We start from the raw sequence: 15,017 nt of genomic DNA on the forward strand, positions 1-15,017 counted from the left end.
AATCGAATCAATTCGCATTAATGTTTGTATGTGGGCAAGGTATTATCTGCATAACTAACGTACCTCGACCAAAATCAGCAAAAATATGGCAACACACTCAGTGAAACTTATCGCCAGCGTCCTCTGCACATTAGGGATCAACTGCCTTAGTCACAACGCAGTTGCTAATGAGGGCCTAGAACAAGTCGATAGTATTTCAAACACCATATTACCCCGCCAGATGACAGAACCTTTGGCGGTGACGCTGGATTTAGGTTGGGACAGCAAATATGTCTCACAGGGTCGCAATAACTTGCAAAATGGGGGTATTTATTGGCTCAATGCTGCTGTTCAACACGGCAACTTAACCACTTATGCCTTAGTCGGACGCGGTGATAGCCAAGCCTATACAGAGTGGAATATCGGCCTTGAATATGGGTTCAACTTAGCCGAAAACCTAGAGGCTAATCTGGGATATCAGCGCATTGAAGGCTATAGCAATAGCCGCTGCCAAGATAACGAGCTATTTGCAGAACTCGCCTACAACGCCACAGCTTGGTTGGTACCATCGGTGAGTTATGTCTATTCCACAGAGGCGGCAGGCTACTTTGTTGAAGTGAGTTTGCACAGTTATTGGAATATCACAGACCAGTTCAGCCTCACGCCCTATATCACTCAAGGGTTTGATTTTAAATACCGCACAGAAGAACACGATGGCAGTAATAACCTGCAGTTTGGCCTCGAAGCGAATTATCAACTGACCCCAAGCATGAATATTAGCGGACACATTAGCCACAGCATTGCCCAGAGTGATATTGAGCAAGAAGCCTCAGCCAATGGCGATATGAGTTCACAGGATCAAACCTATGCAGGCATCCACTTTGCAATAACGTTTTAACGTCGTTTTAGCTCTGTGTTTCTAGCGCTGTATTGCAACCTTCCTCTGTCAATTTATCCCGCGACATTTGGCAAAAACAAAGCTCACTAACTAAACTCAAAATGTCGACGGAGCGACTCACTATTCATATCGATTTTGCCGAGGAACAGGGAATGTTAACGCATCATTTCTATCTTATCCGAACCGCTATCATTACCTTGCCCCTGCTTTTTATCCCAGTGACAAGCTCGACTAATGCGCAACAGGTATCTGAGCCTGAACCGAGTCTAGAGTCCTTAGCGCAACCGACACAAACCGCGCCTTTGCCCCTAGGCACTTTGCTCGACAATGAGGGCAAGCCGATTAATGTGCCTAACCAAGTGCAAAGTGCATTCGAGTATTCACCCCCCACTGTCACACCCGCAGAGCCATCCAAAACCACTAAATCAACTAAAGCCACTCAATCGAACAAAGCCGCTAAGAGTAAAAAACTCAGTCGCAAACAACAGCTCGCCAGTCGTGAACATGTCGCCAATGATCCTAACTGCCGTTGGCTCGATAAACGTATGGATCAGCTAGAGTCCCTACTCGGCGACAAGCAAGATAACGCTGCTAAGCATCAAGCCGATGAACTCAGCGCCCGCCAAAAGGAGTGGCAATGTTTGAAATGTGGTGCAGAAGGCCCAGCTCAAAACGATCACTCTAAGTGCCAATATCGCCGCGAAACAGCCACACGATAACAACTGAATGCAACTTTAGGAGTATTTTTATTAAAAGCAATGCCTTATACGTTAGTGATGCAATAGGCTGGTCTGTTACCGCAAAGCCCCCTACAATGACCTTCTGCTGTAAAGCATCTCATCCTTGAAGTAAGACGGAGAAACTCATGGCTCAACATTTTGACTATATCTGCCTAGGCGCAGGCAGCGGCGGTATCGCCTCAGCAAACCGAGCGGCAATGCGTGGTGCTAAGGTTCTACTCATCGAAGCCAAACACGTGGGTGGCACCTGTGTAAACGTAGGTTGTGTGCCCAAAAAAGTCATGTGGTATGGCGCCCATGTTGCCGAAGCGATGAACCTTTACGCCAAAGATTATGGTTTCGACGTCACTGTTAATAAATTCGATTGGAATACTTTGGTCGAAAACCGCGAAGCCTACATTGGTCGCATTCACGATGCCTATGGCCGTGGTTTTGCCAACAATAAAGTGACCCTGTTAAATGGTTACGGCCGTTTTGTGGATGGCAACACCATCGAAGTGGACGGCGAACATTACACCGCCGATCACATCCTCATCGCCACTGGCGGCGCACCGACGATTCCGAATATTCCTGGCGCGCAATACGGTATCGACTCCGATGGTTTCTTCGCCCTACGCGAGCAACCTAAGCGCGTTGCCGTTGTTGGCGCGGGTTATATCGCTGTTGAAGTCGCTGGCGTGTTACACGCTCTGGGCAGTGAAACTCACTTATTAGTGCGTAAACATGCGCCGCTGCGTAACTTTGACCCTATATTAGTCGATGCTCTCGTCGATGCGATGGCAACCGAAGGCCCGACATTACACACCCATAGCGTGCCAAAAGCCGTGGTTAAAAATGCCGATGACAGCCTGACATTAAACTTAGAAAACGGTGAAAGCATTACAGTCGATTGCCTAATTTGGGCAATTGGCCGCTCACCTGCAACAGGCAATATCGGCCTAGAAAATACCGAAGTGCAATTAGATAGCAAAGGCTATGTCATCACTGATGAGCAGCAAAATACAACTCACAAAGGGATTTACTGTGTCGGCGACATTATGGCGGGCGGCGTAGAGCTCACCCCTGTTGCGGTTAAAGCGGGCCGTTTGTTGTCCGAGCGTTTATTTAACGGTATGACAGATGCCAAAATGGATTACAGCCTGATCCCAACGGTCGTGTTCAGCCATCCACCAATCGGCACTATGGGCTTGACCGAACCAGAAGCGCGCACTCAATACGGCGACGATAACGTCAAAGTGTATACGTCGACGTTTACCTCCATGTACACCGCCGTTACGGCCCATCGCCAAGCCTGTAAGATGAAGTTAGTCTGCGCTGGCAATGACGAAAAAGTCGTCGGTATTCATGGTATTGGTTTTGGTATGGACGAAATCCTTCAAGGTTTTGGCGTCGCCATGAAAATGGGTGCGACTAAGGCCGATTTCGATGCGGTCGTTGCTATCCACCCAACGGGCGCCGAAGAGTTTGTTACTATGAGGTAGAAGCGATTTTCGCTTTGATTTCATCATATTTAGGGCCAGCTTATGCTGGCCCTAATTGATCACAGATAACATAAAACCATTAACTCTCACGCGACTTTCCTATAATCTCGACTGAGTACTTTGCATTTTAAACACCTAGCGCGGTTATCGCTGCGCCACTGTCATCGGGATAAATAGCGTAATGCTTAAAGAACTCGCGTTCGATGGTTTGTTATTTAGTCCATTAATTATCTTTATCCCCTTAGCTTTTCTGCTTTCCTGCATCACTCGCTGGGTACTCTATCAAACTGGGCTCTATCACACGCTGTGGCGCGCAGCTTGGTTCGAAGTTGGGCTGTTTATCTGCTATCTGGCGTTGGTCATTTACTTGCTTGGGAGTTGATTGTTCATGGGAAAAATCTTTCGTATCAGCCTCACCCTTATTGTGGTCGCGATTGCAGGTATCGCCGGACATTGGATATGGTCGCACTACCTTTATTCTCCTTGGACTCGCGACGGCCGAGTTCGCGCCGAAATCATTACCATAGCGCCAGATGTGTCCGGTTGGGTGAACCAACTGAATGTAAAAGACAATCAAGTCGTCAATAAGGGTGATGTGTTGTTCACTGTGGACGATACCCGCTACAAGGCCACGATTGCCGAATTGAATGCCAAAGCGGAAAGCCAAAAATTGGCATGGGAACTGGCAAAGCATAAGTACAAACGCCGTATCGGTTTGACCAATGACAACTTGGTCAGCAAAGAAACCTTCGACGAAGCCTTTATCAATACCGAACTGGCAAGAACCAGTTATGAGCTCGCACAGGCGCAATTGAATACCGCCAAAATTGACTTAGCGCGAACGCAAATTCACGCTCCCGAAAACGGCACACTGATCAATTTAAGCCTGCGTAATGGCAACTATGTCAGCAAAGGCAACTCAGTATTTTCGCTGGTCAAACAAGATTCTCTCTATATCACAGGCTATTTTGAAGAAACCAAAATCCCCTTGGTTCACATAGGTCAAAACGCCGATGTCAGCCTGATGAGTGGCGGCCATGTCTTGCACGGCAAAGTGGTCAGCATAGGTAAGGCGATTGCCAATACCAATGTCACCGCTAATGGGCAGTTATTACCGCAAATTGGCCAAACCTTTAATTGGGTGAGGTTGTCGCAGCGTATTCCGGTCGATATCCAGCTAGATAGCATTCCTAAGGACATAGAACTGAGCGTCGGCATGACAGTTTCCATCCAGCTACAGACTGACAAATAGTCATTATGACGCTGTTACTTAAGAGTTTATTTTTTCCTGACCGACGAACCCTCATCTTCGCGATTAAAGGCGTGATCTCGATGGCGCTCGCCTTATATGTGGCCATGTTTTTAAATTTAGAACGGCCATATTGGGCGCTGGTGTCAGCGGTATTTTTGCAAATTCGCCCCGAAAGTGGCCTCGTGATAGAAAAGGGCTTATGCCAAATTGGCGGCACCTTAGTCGGCGCACTTGCAGGGATTGCCATACTCAACGGGTTTACGCCCTATCCCGAACTCGCCTTAGGATTACTCGCCTGCTGGATAGGGTTAAATTCTGGGTTATCGGCCATGGTGCGCCAGCAAAACTTTGTCTATGCCTTTGCTATGGCGGGCATGACAGCCTGCTTGATAGTGCTCATTGTGATGGCGAGCCCAGGCACAGCCGATAGTGCAAAAATATTCGATGTGGCGCAGGCGAGGATCAGCGAAATTATCGTCGGCGCAATTTGTGCCGTCTTGGTCAGTTCGCTACTTTGGCCGACTAAGGTAAAACATGGTCTGCAACTGCATGCTAAAAACACAATTAATCAAACGCTTAACTATCTTGCATTAGAACTAGATTTACAGGGCGTACATGCGAGCCGCCATGAACATATCGACACTATTATGGAATCAGTATCGGCGCTGAGTGACGACTCCAGCGCGGTGATTTATGAAGGTCCCGAAGGTCGCGGGCAGAGCCATGCGGCGAACTTTCTCTGCAATAAAACCCTTTCGCTGTTGGCGGCAATCCAAATATTTGGCCGACTACAACGTAATCATTCCCATCTGGTCAGCGAACCGCTCGCGAAAACCTTAGCCAATATGCGCAGCAGTTTTACCCTGATGGCGCAATCCACTGATGACCAAGAATGCTACAAAATGGCGCGTACTTTAAGGTATCAACTCCAACAAAACCTGATGCAATACCGCGACCGAACCCCATTAGAGACTCGCTTACTCAAAGTTGCGATGGAGTTAAGCGCCGATCTGATCATGGTGCTCAAGAGTTATAACGTACTGACAAGCAATTCTGCGGTACAACTCAACGCGCCGCCAATGGAATTTCACCGAGATCCACTGATAGGGTTTACGACCGGTCTACGCAGCATGGCGGTATTTGTCATTGGTGCTTCGCTGTGGATTGGCACAGGGTCGAGCGCGGTACTCATGATGATCCTGATGCCTGTGGTCTTTTCCATCATGATGGCGCGCCAGCCACTGCCGATGCTAACCACGATTTTGCGCCGTATTCTTGTCGGTATAACTATCGCTGTGCCCCTCACAGTGTTTTACGCTTTACCTTTGCTGGCAGAGAGTAGCGGCGATTTCGAAATCCTCATTTTAGTGCTCGCAGGCCCCTTTTTTATTGGGCTACTCGCCTTAGCGAATCGACCGACCTTGCCCTATGGTCTCGGGATTTGCGTGCCGTTTGCGGTATTAGTACAGCCCAGTAATACCATTTCATTTGCGATAGAAAACACTGTCAGCAATGCCTTAGCGATTTTTGTTGGCGTTACTGTGCTGTATTGGCTATTTAAATTGATCACCGAACCTAGCCAGCGGCTGATGCAATATCGTCTGCTGCAATCTATCCAAAAAGATCTAGTGCATATCGCGCAACATGATGATCCTGAGCCTTGGTTTAACGCCCGCATGGGCGATCGACTCCTGCGGATCGCCAGTTACGAAAAAGGCTCGGGCAAGAGTTCGAGGGTATTTACCGATCTGGTGTTCACTGCACTTAATCTAGGCCATGTGTCGATTCGAATGCGGCGCATGTTGCAGGGGATTTCAGATACGCACTCAGACTTAGAAAATGCACTCAACCTCTGGCAACACAATTTAGGTCAGGCATTTATCGCCTGCGCCCACGGCCAAGTCGCAGAAGAGTTTAACACCAGCAGCGAAGCCTTATTACAAGCGCTGGCGCAATGCCCGTTACCCCACGAACAATTCACTCTGATTACTGGGATGTTTGAACGCATCACCTTAACCTTCGAACGCACTGCCCACAGTATCGCCGAGCAGAAAAACACCTCTGAAAAATAGTCAGTTCTCAAACTATTTTCCGCCGAAAAAGCCACTCTCGTGCTGCCGCCAAAACCATTTAAATCCAATAGAAGCTTGATATTTGGCCGATAAAATGCCTTAATATAATTAGATCACTAACTATATTGGTGATATAAATTCAATTATCAACCAAGGAGCAATTATGTCTACGGAGAACCCACCAGAGGAAAATCTTATCTCGCAAGTAGCAAGCTTTACCCGATTACACGCCAAGGAAACAATGCAGTTTATGTGTTTATGCGCAATATTAAGCACCTATCTCTTTGTCATTTTGAAACCGAGTATTATTCAAAATAACAAAGCGTTAGGAGACAAATAACCCATGAATTACCTGGCTTACGTTTCCTTAGCGATTTACTTTATCGCCATGCTTGCTATTGGCTTATTCGCCTATAAAAAATCCACCAGCGATGTGTCCGGCTATATTTTGGGCGGCCGCAAGGTGAGCCCACAGGTCACCGCACTCTCAGCGGGTGCATCTGACATGAGTGGCTGGATGCTAATGGGTCTTCCCGGCGCAATGTTTTTGGTTGGTTTCGAAACCATTTACATCGCACTTGGACTATTAATTGGTGCTCTAATTAATTACTTGGTCGTTGCACCCAAATTAAGGGTCTATACCGAAGTCGCGGATAACGCCCTCACTATCCCGGAGTTTTTTGCTAAACGCTTCGGCAATGCCAACAGCAGTATCCGAATTATCTCGGCCGTGATCATTGTGATCTTCTTTACCTTGTATACCTCAGCGGGTTTAGTGGCTGGCGGTAAGTTATTTGAGTCAGCATTCGGCCTGAACTACGACATAGGTTTAGTCGTCACCCTCGGCGTAGTGGTTTCTTATACCTTGTTGGGCGGATTCTTAGCAGTGAGCCTCACTGACTTTGTCCAAGGCTGTATCATGTTTGTCGCTTTAATCTTAGTGCCTGTGGTGGCATATCAAGAGTTTACCAGCGCTGACACTATGCTGAACTTTGCGTATCAATCGATTCCACACTTCACCGATGCCATGCAGAACGTCACTATGTTAGGGCTTATCTCAAGCTTATCTTGGGGACTCGGTTACTTTGGCCAACCGCACATTATTGTGCGCTTTATGGCAATTCGTTCAGTCGCTGACATTAAAACCGCCAGACACATAGGTATGGGCTGGATGACAGTGACCATTGTGGGTGCACTGGCAACAGGTCTTGTCGGTATCGCTTACGCCAATAAATTTGGCATGAAGCTGACCGATCCTGAAACCATCTTTATCGTGTTTTCTGAGTTGTTGTTCCATCCAATCATTAGTGGCTTCTTATTAGCCGCAATTCTGGCCGCGATCATGAGCACCATTTCATCGCAACTATTAGTGTCATCAAGCTCGCTAACGGAAGATATCTATCGCGTTATTTCGAAGAAAGAATCTAGCGAAAAAGACATGGTGAAAATGGGACGTTTTGGCGTAGCAGGCGTGGCAATTGTCGCAAGTCTACTGGCGCTTGACCGCTCTAGCAGTGTGCTATCACTGGTGAGTAATGCATGGGCAGGATTCGGTGCAGCCTTCGGTCCGTTAGTCTTGTTTAGCTTGTATAAAGCTAACCTAACCCACAAAGCCGCGATTGCCGGCATAGTGTCAGGCGCAGCTACAGTGTTGTTTTGGATTTATGCACCTGTACTTGCTGACGGTAAAGCTTTAACCACAGTGGTGTATGAGATGATCCCCGGCTTTGCCGTGAGCAGTGTGGTGATTTGGATAGTCTCGTTACTCGATACTGATCCCTGTGCCAAAACCACTAAATTATTCCATAAGGCTGGCCGTGTTTTAGCCGAAGACAGATGAGGCGCGCAGGTATGACAGACTTACCCTGGAAACGCATTGTCGTTAAGGTAGGTAGTGCCCTGATTGCTCCACACAAACAAGGTTGCAGCAGCCACTACTTACTCGGCATTGCCCAATTTATTACTTATTGTCGTGCCCAAGGGATCCAAGTTGTCTTGGTCTCTTCGGGCTCAGTCGCTGCAGGATGGCATCACTTTGGCGAGGTTGATAAACCGAGCGTCACAGTGAAGAAAGCCATGGCTGCAGCGGGCCAGGCCGATATGATGGCCACATGGAACAAGTTATTTGATTTCCCAACCGCACAGCTACTGTTAACCCACGGTGATTTACGCAATCGAGATCGTTACATCAGTATTAAAGACACGATTTTCAGCCTACTCGAACATGGGCTATTGCCTATCATCAACGAGAACGATGCCGTCACCGCCGACAAGCTCAAAGTTGGCGATAACGATAATCTCTCGGCCATGGTCGCCGCGGCGGCCGATGCCGATACGCTGATTATCTGTTCGGATGTGAATGGGCTTTACACGCAAAACCCCCATGAATATCCCGATGCACAGCTTATCAAGCAGGTGACCGAGATTAATGCCGAGATCTACGCCATGGCGGGCGGCGCCAGCAGTGCCGTCGGTACGGGGGGAATGCGGACTAAGATACAAGCCGCCAAGAAGGCGATTTCCCACGGGATCGAAACCTTTATTATTAATGGTTTTGATGCCGACTCATTCAACCAATTGTTGAAGGGCCAAAACCCAGGAACCTTATTTACCCCCGATGAGAAGCCAATGCAGGATCACTTGCACTGGATGACACATACCTCGCAGGCTCAAGGCGAAGTCATTGTTGAAAATGACTTTAATATCGCCCTTGATATCCATAGCGAGCAATTGACCAGTGACGATGTCGTTGCCATCAATGGGGACTTTTCTGTCGGTGACACCATTTTAGTACGCAAAGACGATGGCACTAAATTGGCCAAGGCCAAATCCAATTACAGCAGTTGTTTACTTAGCTTTATTACGGACCAAGACGATCGCGAGTTTGCCAGTGAATTTCAGCAAAAGACTGGACCGATTATTTCCGAGAAAAACATCGCCATTCTCGAATAAGCATCAGCCGAATAAAACTAAGCGAGTAAACATCTAAGCGGAGTAAATATGACTTTAATCAAAAATTTATCTCAAGAAGCTGCCAAAGCGGCTCTGATCCTCGCCCAAGTTGACGAACAGCTTAAAAATACTGTACTCCTCGATATGGCACGCTCATTACGTGAAAAGTCCTATGAAATCCAAAGCGCAAATTTAATCGACTTACACAGAGCGACCGCCGATAACGTCGGCCCTGCCATGCTCGACCGATTAACGCTAACGCCAGAGCGTATCGAAGCTATGGCGGTAGGCATTGAAACCATCGCCGCCTTACCCGATCCCATTGGCAACGAACGTTATATAGGTCAACGACCTAATGGTTTATCCATCAGTAAGATGCGCGTTCCATTGGGCGTGGTTTGTATGATTTATGAAGCGCGCCCCAATGTCACCGCCGATGCGGGTGCCCTGTGCTTTAAATCCGGCAATGCCGTGATTTTGCGCGGCGGTAAAGAGGCGCTACACAGCAGTAAAATTATCGCCACTATTTTGCAAAGCGTATTGAAACAATACGGCTTGCCCGAGGCGTTAATCACTGTGGTGCCCGACCCAGATCGCGCCCTCATGCTAGAACTGCTGCAGCAACGAGATTATATCGATGTGATCATTCCCCGCGGCGGCGAAGGCTTGATTAACTTTGTGACTGACAACAGTAAAATCCCAGTGATCCAGCATTTTAAAGGCGTGTGTCATTTATACGTCGATAAAGATGCCGATCTGGATATTGCTATGGACTTACTGCTCAACGGTAAAACCCAGCGCACTGGCGTATGTAATGCCCTCGAAGCCCTATTAGTACACCAAGAAATTGCCTCGCAATTCCTGCCTAAGGTAGCCAAAGCGCTGGCCGAGCATAAGGTTAAAATCAATGCTTGTACTCAAGCCGGTGGTTATTTTGAAAACTGTACTTACATGGAAGAAGACGATTTCGGCCAAGAGTATTTAAATCTCGAAATTGCCATTCGCCAAGTCGATCACTTTGACCATGCTATCCAACATATTGCTCGTTTTGGTAGCCAGCACACCGAAGTGATTTGCACCGAAAACGAAGTCACAGCCGCACACTTCCAACGTGCGGTCGATGCTTCTGTGGTAATGGTCAATGCCTCTTCGCGCTTCTCCGACGGCAGCGAACTCGGCCTTGGAGCAGAAATCGGCATCGCGACCTCTAAGCTACATGCCTATGGCCCAATGGGACTCGAATCCTTGACCGCTGAGAAGTATTTAGTCTCAGGCACAGGCCAAGTGCGGGCGTAAACCTAAGCTGTAAATCACACTTTTAGGCTTAACAAGTCCGTTGGATTTCGATTCAATTGTAAAGATTAAAGGCCACAGTCGGTAACGACTGTGGCCTTTTTGTTGGCTAAATTGACCCTATCCACAACAGCCTGAGTTCCAAGTCGATGCCCTGAAACCGAGTTATAGTAAGGCATGCGCTAAAAGTGCAGATCCCACTGCGACGGCTTATCACAGCTCGCTGACAAGCTATTCGCCAATAAGTTACAACCCAGCTTAAACAATTTACACATTGAGCATATTGCATTTATTTTCAACAAACCTATCATGCGATCGATTCTCATTTGCACCTAAACGCTTTATTTGCACTCAGGATCACCAATCATCATTTAATCTGAAATCGCCTGAAAGGATTGAAATACCATGCCTCCCCTATCTGTTTTAACGTCTTGGCGCTCGCCATTGATCCCTGTACTTCTCAGCACACTTACTCTGACGGTTCAAGCCAATACTGACCCTAAGCAAGATGAGAAAAAAGATACAGAACAGATAGAAAGATTGAACGTGGTAGGAACATACACCCGCGCGGCAATGAATAGCGCCACGGGTTTGTCTATGTCACTCAAAGAAACCCCACAAAGCGTCACTTTGATTACCGAAGAAATGATCAGTGACAAAGGTTTGGTCACTATGGAGTCAGTGTTAAATCACACTCCTGGCGTCACTATGGTGGGCGATGCCTCTGAAAATAGTCAGATTTTCGTGCGCGGTTATGCACTCGACAGCGGTGTCCAAATTGACGGCTTAATCACGACCTCTTCATCCCATGTTTACAGCGGCTCAATTGATCAAGGTTTAGACCCCGTGATTGCCGAACGGGTTGAAGTATTAAAAGGGGCGGCAGGGATTTTAAGCGGTTTAGGTGAACCTTCTGCCACGGTTAATTTTATTCGTAAACGTCCAACGGATGACACCCGCGCCACGGCAAGTGCGAGTTATGGCTCATGGAATACCTATAGACTTGAGGCCGATGTTTCTGGCTGGCTCACGGATTCAGGCAATGTGAAAGGTCGATTCGTCAGTGCGGTGAAGAAAGGCGATTCTTTTATCGACCGCTATCAGCGCGATACCACAGTGCTTTATGGCGTGGTTGAAACGAGTCTAGGCGTAGATACTAGCCTGTCACTGTTTGCGGACTATCAAAAATCGCAAACCGATGGCGTGTATAACTGGAACTCTAATCCCGCATTTTATACCGATGGCACAGCTGTCGATTTCGGCCGCAGTTATTCCAGCTCACAGGACTGGACCCATTGGGACGTGACCCAAAAAAGTCTCATGGCCGAGTTTAAACATAGATTCGATAACGACTGGTCACTTGTCAGTGCCTATCGTATTGCTAACGCCACCATAGACGCATTGGCCTTTTACCCAGGCGATTATATCGTCAAATCAACCGGCGAATTTGTTGGCCCTTGGGGCGATACTTATGCCGCCCAACATGATCGTGAATCCGATACCAACAGTTTCAACCTGTATGCAACGGGTAACTTCGACTTGCTCGGCCGTGAACATAGCGCTGTGATCGGTTTTAACTATGGTGACAACGAGTTCGATAACATCAACACGAACTCCGCCCCCCAACGTCGCTATAACGTTGCGGATCAGGGCAATTACCCCAAGCCTAATATTCCTAATTCACCCACCAATGGCCAAACCAATGAGCAAAGCCAATCGGGTGTTTACGGCACTGTCCGTGTCAATCTGTTGGATTCACTGAAATTAATGGTCGGTGGACGCGTAAGTAACTGGTCCTATGAAAAGCATGATCTCGTGGGTAACAGCACAGATGCGACCATGGAAAAAACCGGTATTTTCATCCCCTACTACGGCCTAGTCTACGATGTGACCGAGCAGATCTCTGTCTACGCTAGCCGTACTGAAATCTTCAAACCTGGCACCTATTTTGGTGAAGATGGCCAACTGCTCGAACCTGCAGAAGGCACAAACGTCGAAGGCGGCGTCAAGGTCGCGCTGTTCGATGACACGCTAAACATGTCAGCCGCCGTCTACGAAACCAATAAAGACAACGAACCCGAGTATGCAGGTAAAGGTCAGCTACCTTCCGGTGACTCTATCTACGAAAGTGTGGATGGGATTACCACCAAAGGCTATGAGTTAGAAATTGCCGGACGTCTTACCGACTTATGGGATATCAGCGGTGGTTATACCCACAACAATGCAGAAGATAAAGATGGCCTACGTCGTCAAACTTATCTACCCGAAGATATCTTCAAACTCACCACTAAATATAACTTTGAAGATATTCTGCCGGGCATTACTGCAGGTGCGAGCTGGCGCTGGCAGAGCAGCACCTTCTATCAAGGCACTATTTGGGGTGTCGATGGCGCGCCGAATGTGGCTTACCGCCAAACACAATCCGCCTACTCACTCGTTGACTTAATGTTTGGCTACCAAATCACACCTTCTATTTCTATGCAAGTGAACATTAACAATATTTTCGACAAGAACTACAACCGTTCACTCTGGGGTTACGCCGACTTTGGCGAGCCACGTAATGCCACACTATCACTACGTTGGACGCTCTAAAACATAGCCCTAACCCGAAATAACATTAAGGATGTTCAAATGAAACAAGCACTTGTAATACTCACTTTACTCGGCGGTATCGCTTTTTCGGCTCAAGCACATGAAGTATGGCTTGAGCGTAATACCGATGGTTCGGTTAAAGTGCAATTTGGCGAACCGGGTTCAGAGCAAGCTTCGGCAGAAGAGTTAGCATCGTTAAGCGCGGCGCGTATTTTCGCCGCCAATGCCAAGACGCCGTTAACCGCCACAGCACAAGCCGATCATCTACTGGTCAAAACCCAAGATAGCAAGAGTGACATCAGTTTCTATGCCGATACCGCGTGGCAACCATGGAAAACCGAGACCGGATTGCAGGCCGCAATACTCTATGCCCGCACGGGACAAGATCACACAAAAGCGCTGCAAGATTTTGAATTTACGCCAGTAAAGTCAGGCGTTCCCGAGTTTGTGCTTAGCTATAAAGGCGCACCACTGGTGAATCATCCAGTACAAGTTTATCGCCCCGGTTTTTGGAGTAAATCTTTCACCACCGATGCCCAAGGTAAATTCGCCCTAGATACCCCAGATGCGGGCCGCTACTTACTCGTCAGTAATCACACCACAGAAGGTAAACAAACACTCGCAGGCAACGAGGTTGATAGCGTTTTACACATCACCACCACGAGTTTTATCACTCAGTAATAATCTTAATAGTGAGATGGAGTTAACGTGCGTTATTTAATGATAGGTTTATACATGCTGTGTTCTGCAGTCCACGCAAGCACAGCACCTGTAACAGTCGCCTTGCCCCAAACAGGCAGTACCAATGAACTTTTGCCACTCAGTGGCTCCATTAAATCCGCACGGGTAGCCCGCTTATCTGCACGTACCGATGGCTTAGTTGCCAAAGTACTGGTCGATGCGGGCTCTAACGTTAAAGCTGGCCAGCCTCTACTCGCACTCGATGACACCTTAGCCATACACCAATTAGCACAGCGTCAGGCCGATGTAATGGCCGCTAAGACCATGCTGGCAGAAAAGCAGCGACTCCTCACCGAAGCGCAAACACTCAGTTCTCAGCAATTATTCCCCGAAACTGAGCGCGCGATTCGTCAAGCGGCGTTAACCGAAGCCGAAGCTAATCTGCAGAGTTTAACGGCGGCATTAGCACACCAAAAAGAGGTGGTCGCCCGCCACCAACTGATCGCGCCGTTTGCGGGAGTGATTTCAAGCAAACAAACTGAAACTGGGGAATGGGTCAATGTCGGCACTGAAATCTTCACTTTAGTGTCCCAAGAACAGCTCTGGCTCGATATTCAAGTGCCACAGGAAATGTTCCAAAACATAGCCACTGCAACTCAAGTCGATATTGCCGCAGATATGCTGCCTGAACAGCAGTTTATCGGCCATGTGAATGCACTCGTCCCCGTGAGCGACCACAATGCTCGCAGCTTCTTGGTGCGCTTAACCATTCCTGATGCGAGTGGACTTTTGATGCCCGGCACATCGGCCACTGCGACCTTCCACTTACAGCGGGCGCAACACAGTGTTGTCGTGCCGCAAGATGCGCTAGTCCGTCACCCGGACGGCCAGTTCAGTGTCTTTACCGTGCAAAACAACATAGCCCAACGGCATACCGTTCAAGTGGGCCACACGAGCGCCATAGGGATTGAAATCCTTAGCCCATTACCCAAAGACGCGCCCGTGGTGATCCGCGGTAACGAGAGCCTACAAGACCAACAGCCAGTCTCTGTACTCAACTCTGCTGTAGGAGGTTAG

The 15,017-nt window shown here is 48.1% G+C and carries 13 protein-coding genes; all 13 read left to right on the top strand.

The window, feature by feature from the left end:
• Positions 1-85 precede the first annotated feature (85 nt).
• The 13 genes from L5M51_RS17450 (at position 86) to L5M51_RS17510 (ending at position 15,017) form a co-directional block, all read left to right on the top strand.
• Positions 86-877: a hypothetical protein gene (locus tag L5M51_RS17450; RefSeq protein WP_263173896.1), complete on the top strand. Its 792-nt coding sequence runs from the start codon at positions 86-88 to the stop codon at positions 875-877.
• 152 nt (positions 878-1,029) lie between these two features.
• Positions 1,030-1,596, top strand: coding sequence for a hypothetical protein (locus L5M51_RS17455; protein WP_263173954.1), 567 nt, complete (start codon positions 1,030-1,032; stop codon positions 1,594-1,596).
• 146 nt (positions 1,597-1,742) lie between these two features.
• The gene (gene gorA, locus L5M51_RS17460; RefSeq protein WP_212599472.1) at positions 1,743-3,098 is read left to right on the top strand and encodes a glutathione-disulfide reductase; all 1,356 of its coding nucleotides are present in this window, start codon (positions 1,743-1,745) and stop codon (positions 3,096-3,098) included.
• A gap of 181 nt (positions 3,099-3,279) precedes the next feature.
• The gene (locus L5M51_RS17465; RefSeq protein ID WP_263167949.1) at positions 3,280-3,480 is read left to right on the top strand and encodes a DUF1656 domain-containing protein; all 201 of its coding nucleotides are present in this window, start codon (positions 3,280-3,282) and stop codon (positions 3,478-3,480) included.
• A gap of 6 nt (positions 3,481-3,486) precedes the next feature.
• Positions 3,487-4,350, top strand: a complete 864-nt coding sequence (locus L5M51_RS17470) for an HlyD family secretion protein (protein WP_263167948.1) — start codon at positions 3,487-3,489, stop codon at positions 4,348-4,350.
• Positions 4,351-4,355: 5 nt separating this feature from the next.
• A complete protein-coding gene (locus L5M51_RS17475) occupies positions 4,356-6,422 on the top strand; it encodes an FUSC family protein (RefSeq protein WP_263173899.1) in 2,067 nt (688 codons plus the stop codon).
• A gap of 163 nt (positions 6,423-6,585) precedes the next feature.
• Entirely contained in the window at positions 6,586-6,762 is a 177-nt protein-coding gene (locus L5M51_RS17480) for a hypothetical protein (RefSeq protein ID WP_168826181.1), read from the top strand.
• A 3-nt stretch (positions 6,763-6,765) separates the two neighbouring features.
• The gene (gene putP, locus L5M51_RS17485) at positions 6,766-8,262 is read left to right on the top strand and encodes a sodium/proline symporter PutP (RefSeq protein WP_168826179.1); all 1,497 of its coding nucleotides are present in this window, start codon (positions 6,766-6,768) and stop codon (positions 8,260-8,262) included.
• Positions 8,263-8,273: 11 nt separating this feature from the next.
• The gene (gene proB, locus L5M51_RS17490) at positions 8,274-9,374 is read left to right on the top strand and encodes a glutamate 5-kinase (RefSeq protein WP_105250714.1); all 1,101 of its coding nucleotides are present in this window, start codon (positions 8,274-8,276) and stop codon (positions 9,372-9,374) included.
• A gap of 48 nt (positions 9,375-9,422) precedes the next feature.
• Complete coding sequence (locus L5M51_RS17495; protein ID WP_263162568.1) at positions 9,423-10,670, top strand: glutamate-5-semialdehyde dehydrogenase; 1,248 nt, start codon at positions 9,423-9,425, stop codon at positions 10,668-10,670.
• Between the two features lie 402 nt (positions 10,671-11,072).
• Positions 11,073-13,259: a TonB-dependent siderophore receptor gene (locus L5M51_RS17500; RefSeq protein WP_263173900.1), complete on the top strand. Its 2,187-nt coding sequence runs from the start codon at positions 11,073-11,075 to the stop codon at positions 13,257-13,259.
• 39 nt (positions 13,260-13,298) lie between these two features.
• Entirely contained in the window at positions 13,299-13,940 is a 642-nt protein-coding gene (locus L5M51_RS17505) for a DUF4198 domain-containing protein (protein ID WP_219251437.1), read from the top strand.
• Between the two features lie 27 nt (positions 13,941-13,967).
• On the top strand, positions 13,968-15,017 hold the full coding sequence (locus L5M51_RS17510; RefSeq protein ID WP_113940189.1) for an efflux RND transporter periplasmic adaptor subunit: 1,050 nt from the start codon (positions 13,968-13,970) through the stop codon (positions 15,015-15,017).

Origin of the sequence: Shewanella sp. SM73 (genome assembly GCF_025653795.1) — a bacterium.
GTDB lineage: Bacteria > Pseudomonadota > Gammaproteobacteria > Enterobacterales > Shewanellaceae > Shewanella > Shewanella oncorhynchi.

What these genes read in the sequence shown, in the direction of transcription:
- L5M51_RS17450 (WP_263173896.1), top strand. Translation starts at nt 86, where the DNA reads ATGGCAACACACTCAGTGAAACTTATCGCCAGCGTCCTCTGCACATTA.
- L5M51_RS17455 (WP_263173954.1), top strand. Translation starts at nt 1,030, where the DNA reads ATGTTAACGCATCATTTCTATCTTATCCGAACCGCTATCATTACCTTG.
- gorA (WP_212599472.1), top strand. Translation starts at nt 1,743, where the DNA reads ATGGCTCAACATTTTGACTATATCTGCCTAGGCGCAGGCAGCGGCGGT.
- L5M51_RS17465 (WP_263167949.1), top strand. Translation starts at nt 3,280, where the DNA reads ATGCTTAAAGAACTCGCGTTCGATGGTTTGTTATTTAGTCCATTAATT.
- L5M51_RS17470 (WP_263167948.1), top strand. Translation starts at nt 3,487, where the DNA reads ATGGGAAAAATCTTTCGTATCAGCCTCACCCTTATTGTGGTCGCGATT.
- L5M51_RS17475 (WP_263173899.1), top strand. Translation starts at nt 4,356, where the DNA reads ATGACGCTGTTACTTAAGAGTTTATTTTTTCCTGACCGACGAACCCTC.
- L5M51_RS17480 (WP_168826181.1), top strand. Translation starts at nt 6,586, where the DNA reads ATGTCTACGGAGAACCCACCAGAGGAAAATCTTATCTCGCAAGTAGCA.
- putP (WP_168826179.1), top strand. Translation starts at nt 6,766, where the DNA reads ATGAATTACCTGGCTTACGTTTCCTTAGCGATTTACTTTATCGCCATG.
- proB (WP_105250714.1), top strand. Translation starts at nt 8,274, where the DNA reads ATGACAGACTTACCCTGGAAACGCATTGTCGTTAAGGTAGGTAGTGCC.
- L5M51_RS17495 (WP_263162568.1), top strand. Translation starts at nt 9,423, where the DNA reads ATGACTTTAATCAAAAATTTATCTCAAGAAGCTGCCAAAGCGGCTCTG.
- L5M51_RS17500 (WP_263173900.1), top strand. Translation starts at nt 11,073, where the DNA reads ATGCCTCCCCTATCTGTTTTAACGTCTTGGCGCTCGCCATTGATCCCT.
- L5M51_RS17505 (WP_219251437.1), top strand. Translation starts at nt 13,299, where the DNA reads ATGAAACAAGCACTTGTAATACTCACTTTACTCGGCGGTATCGCTTTT.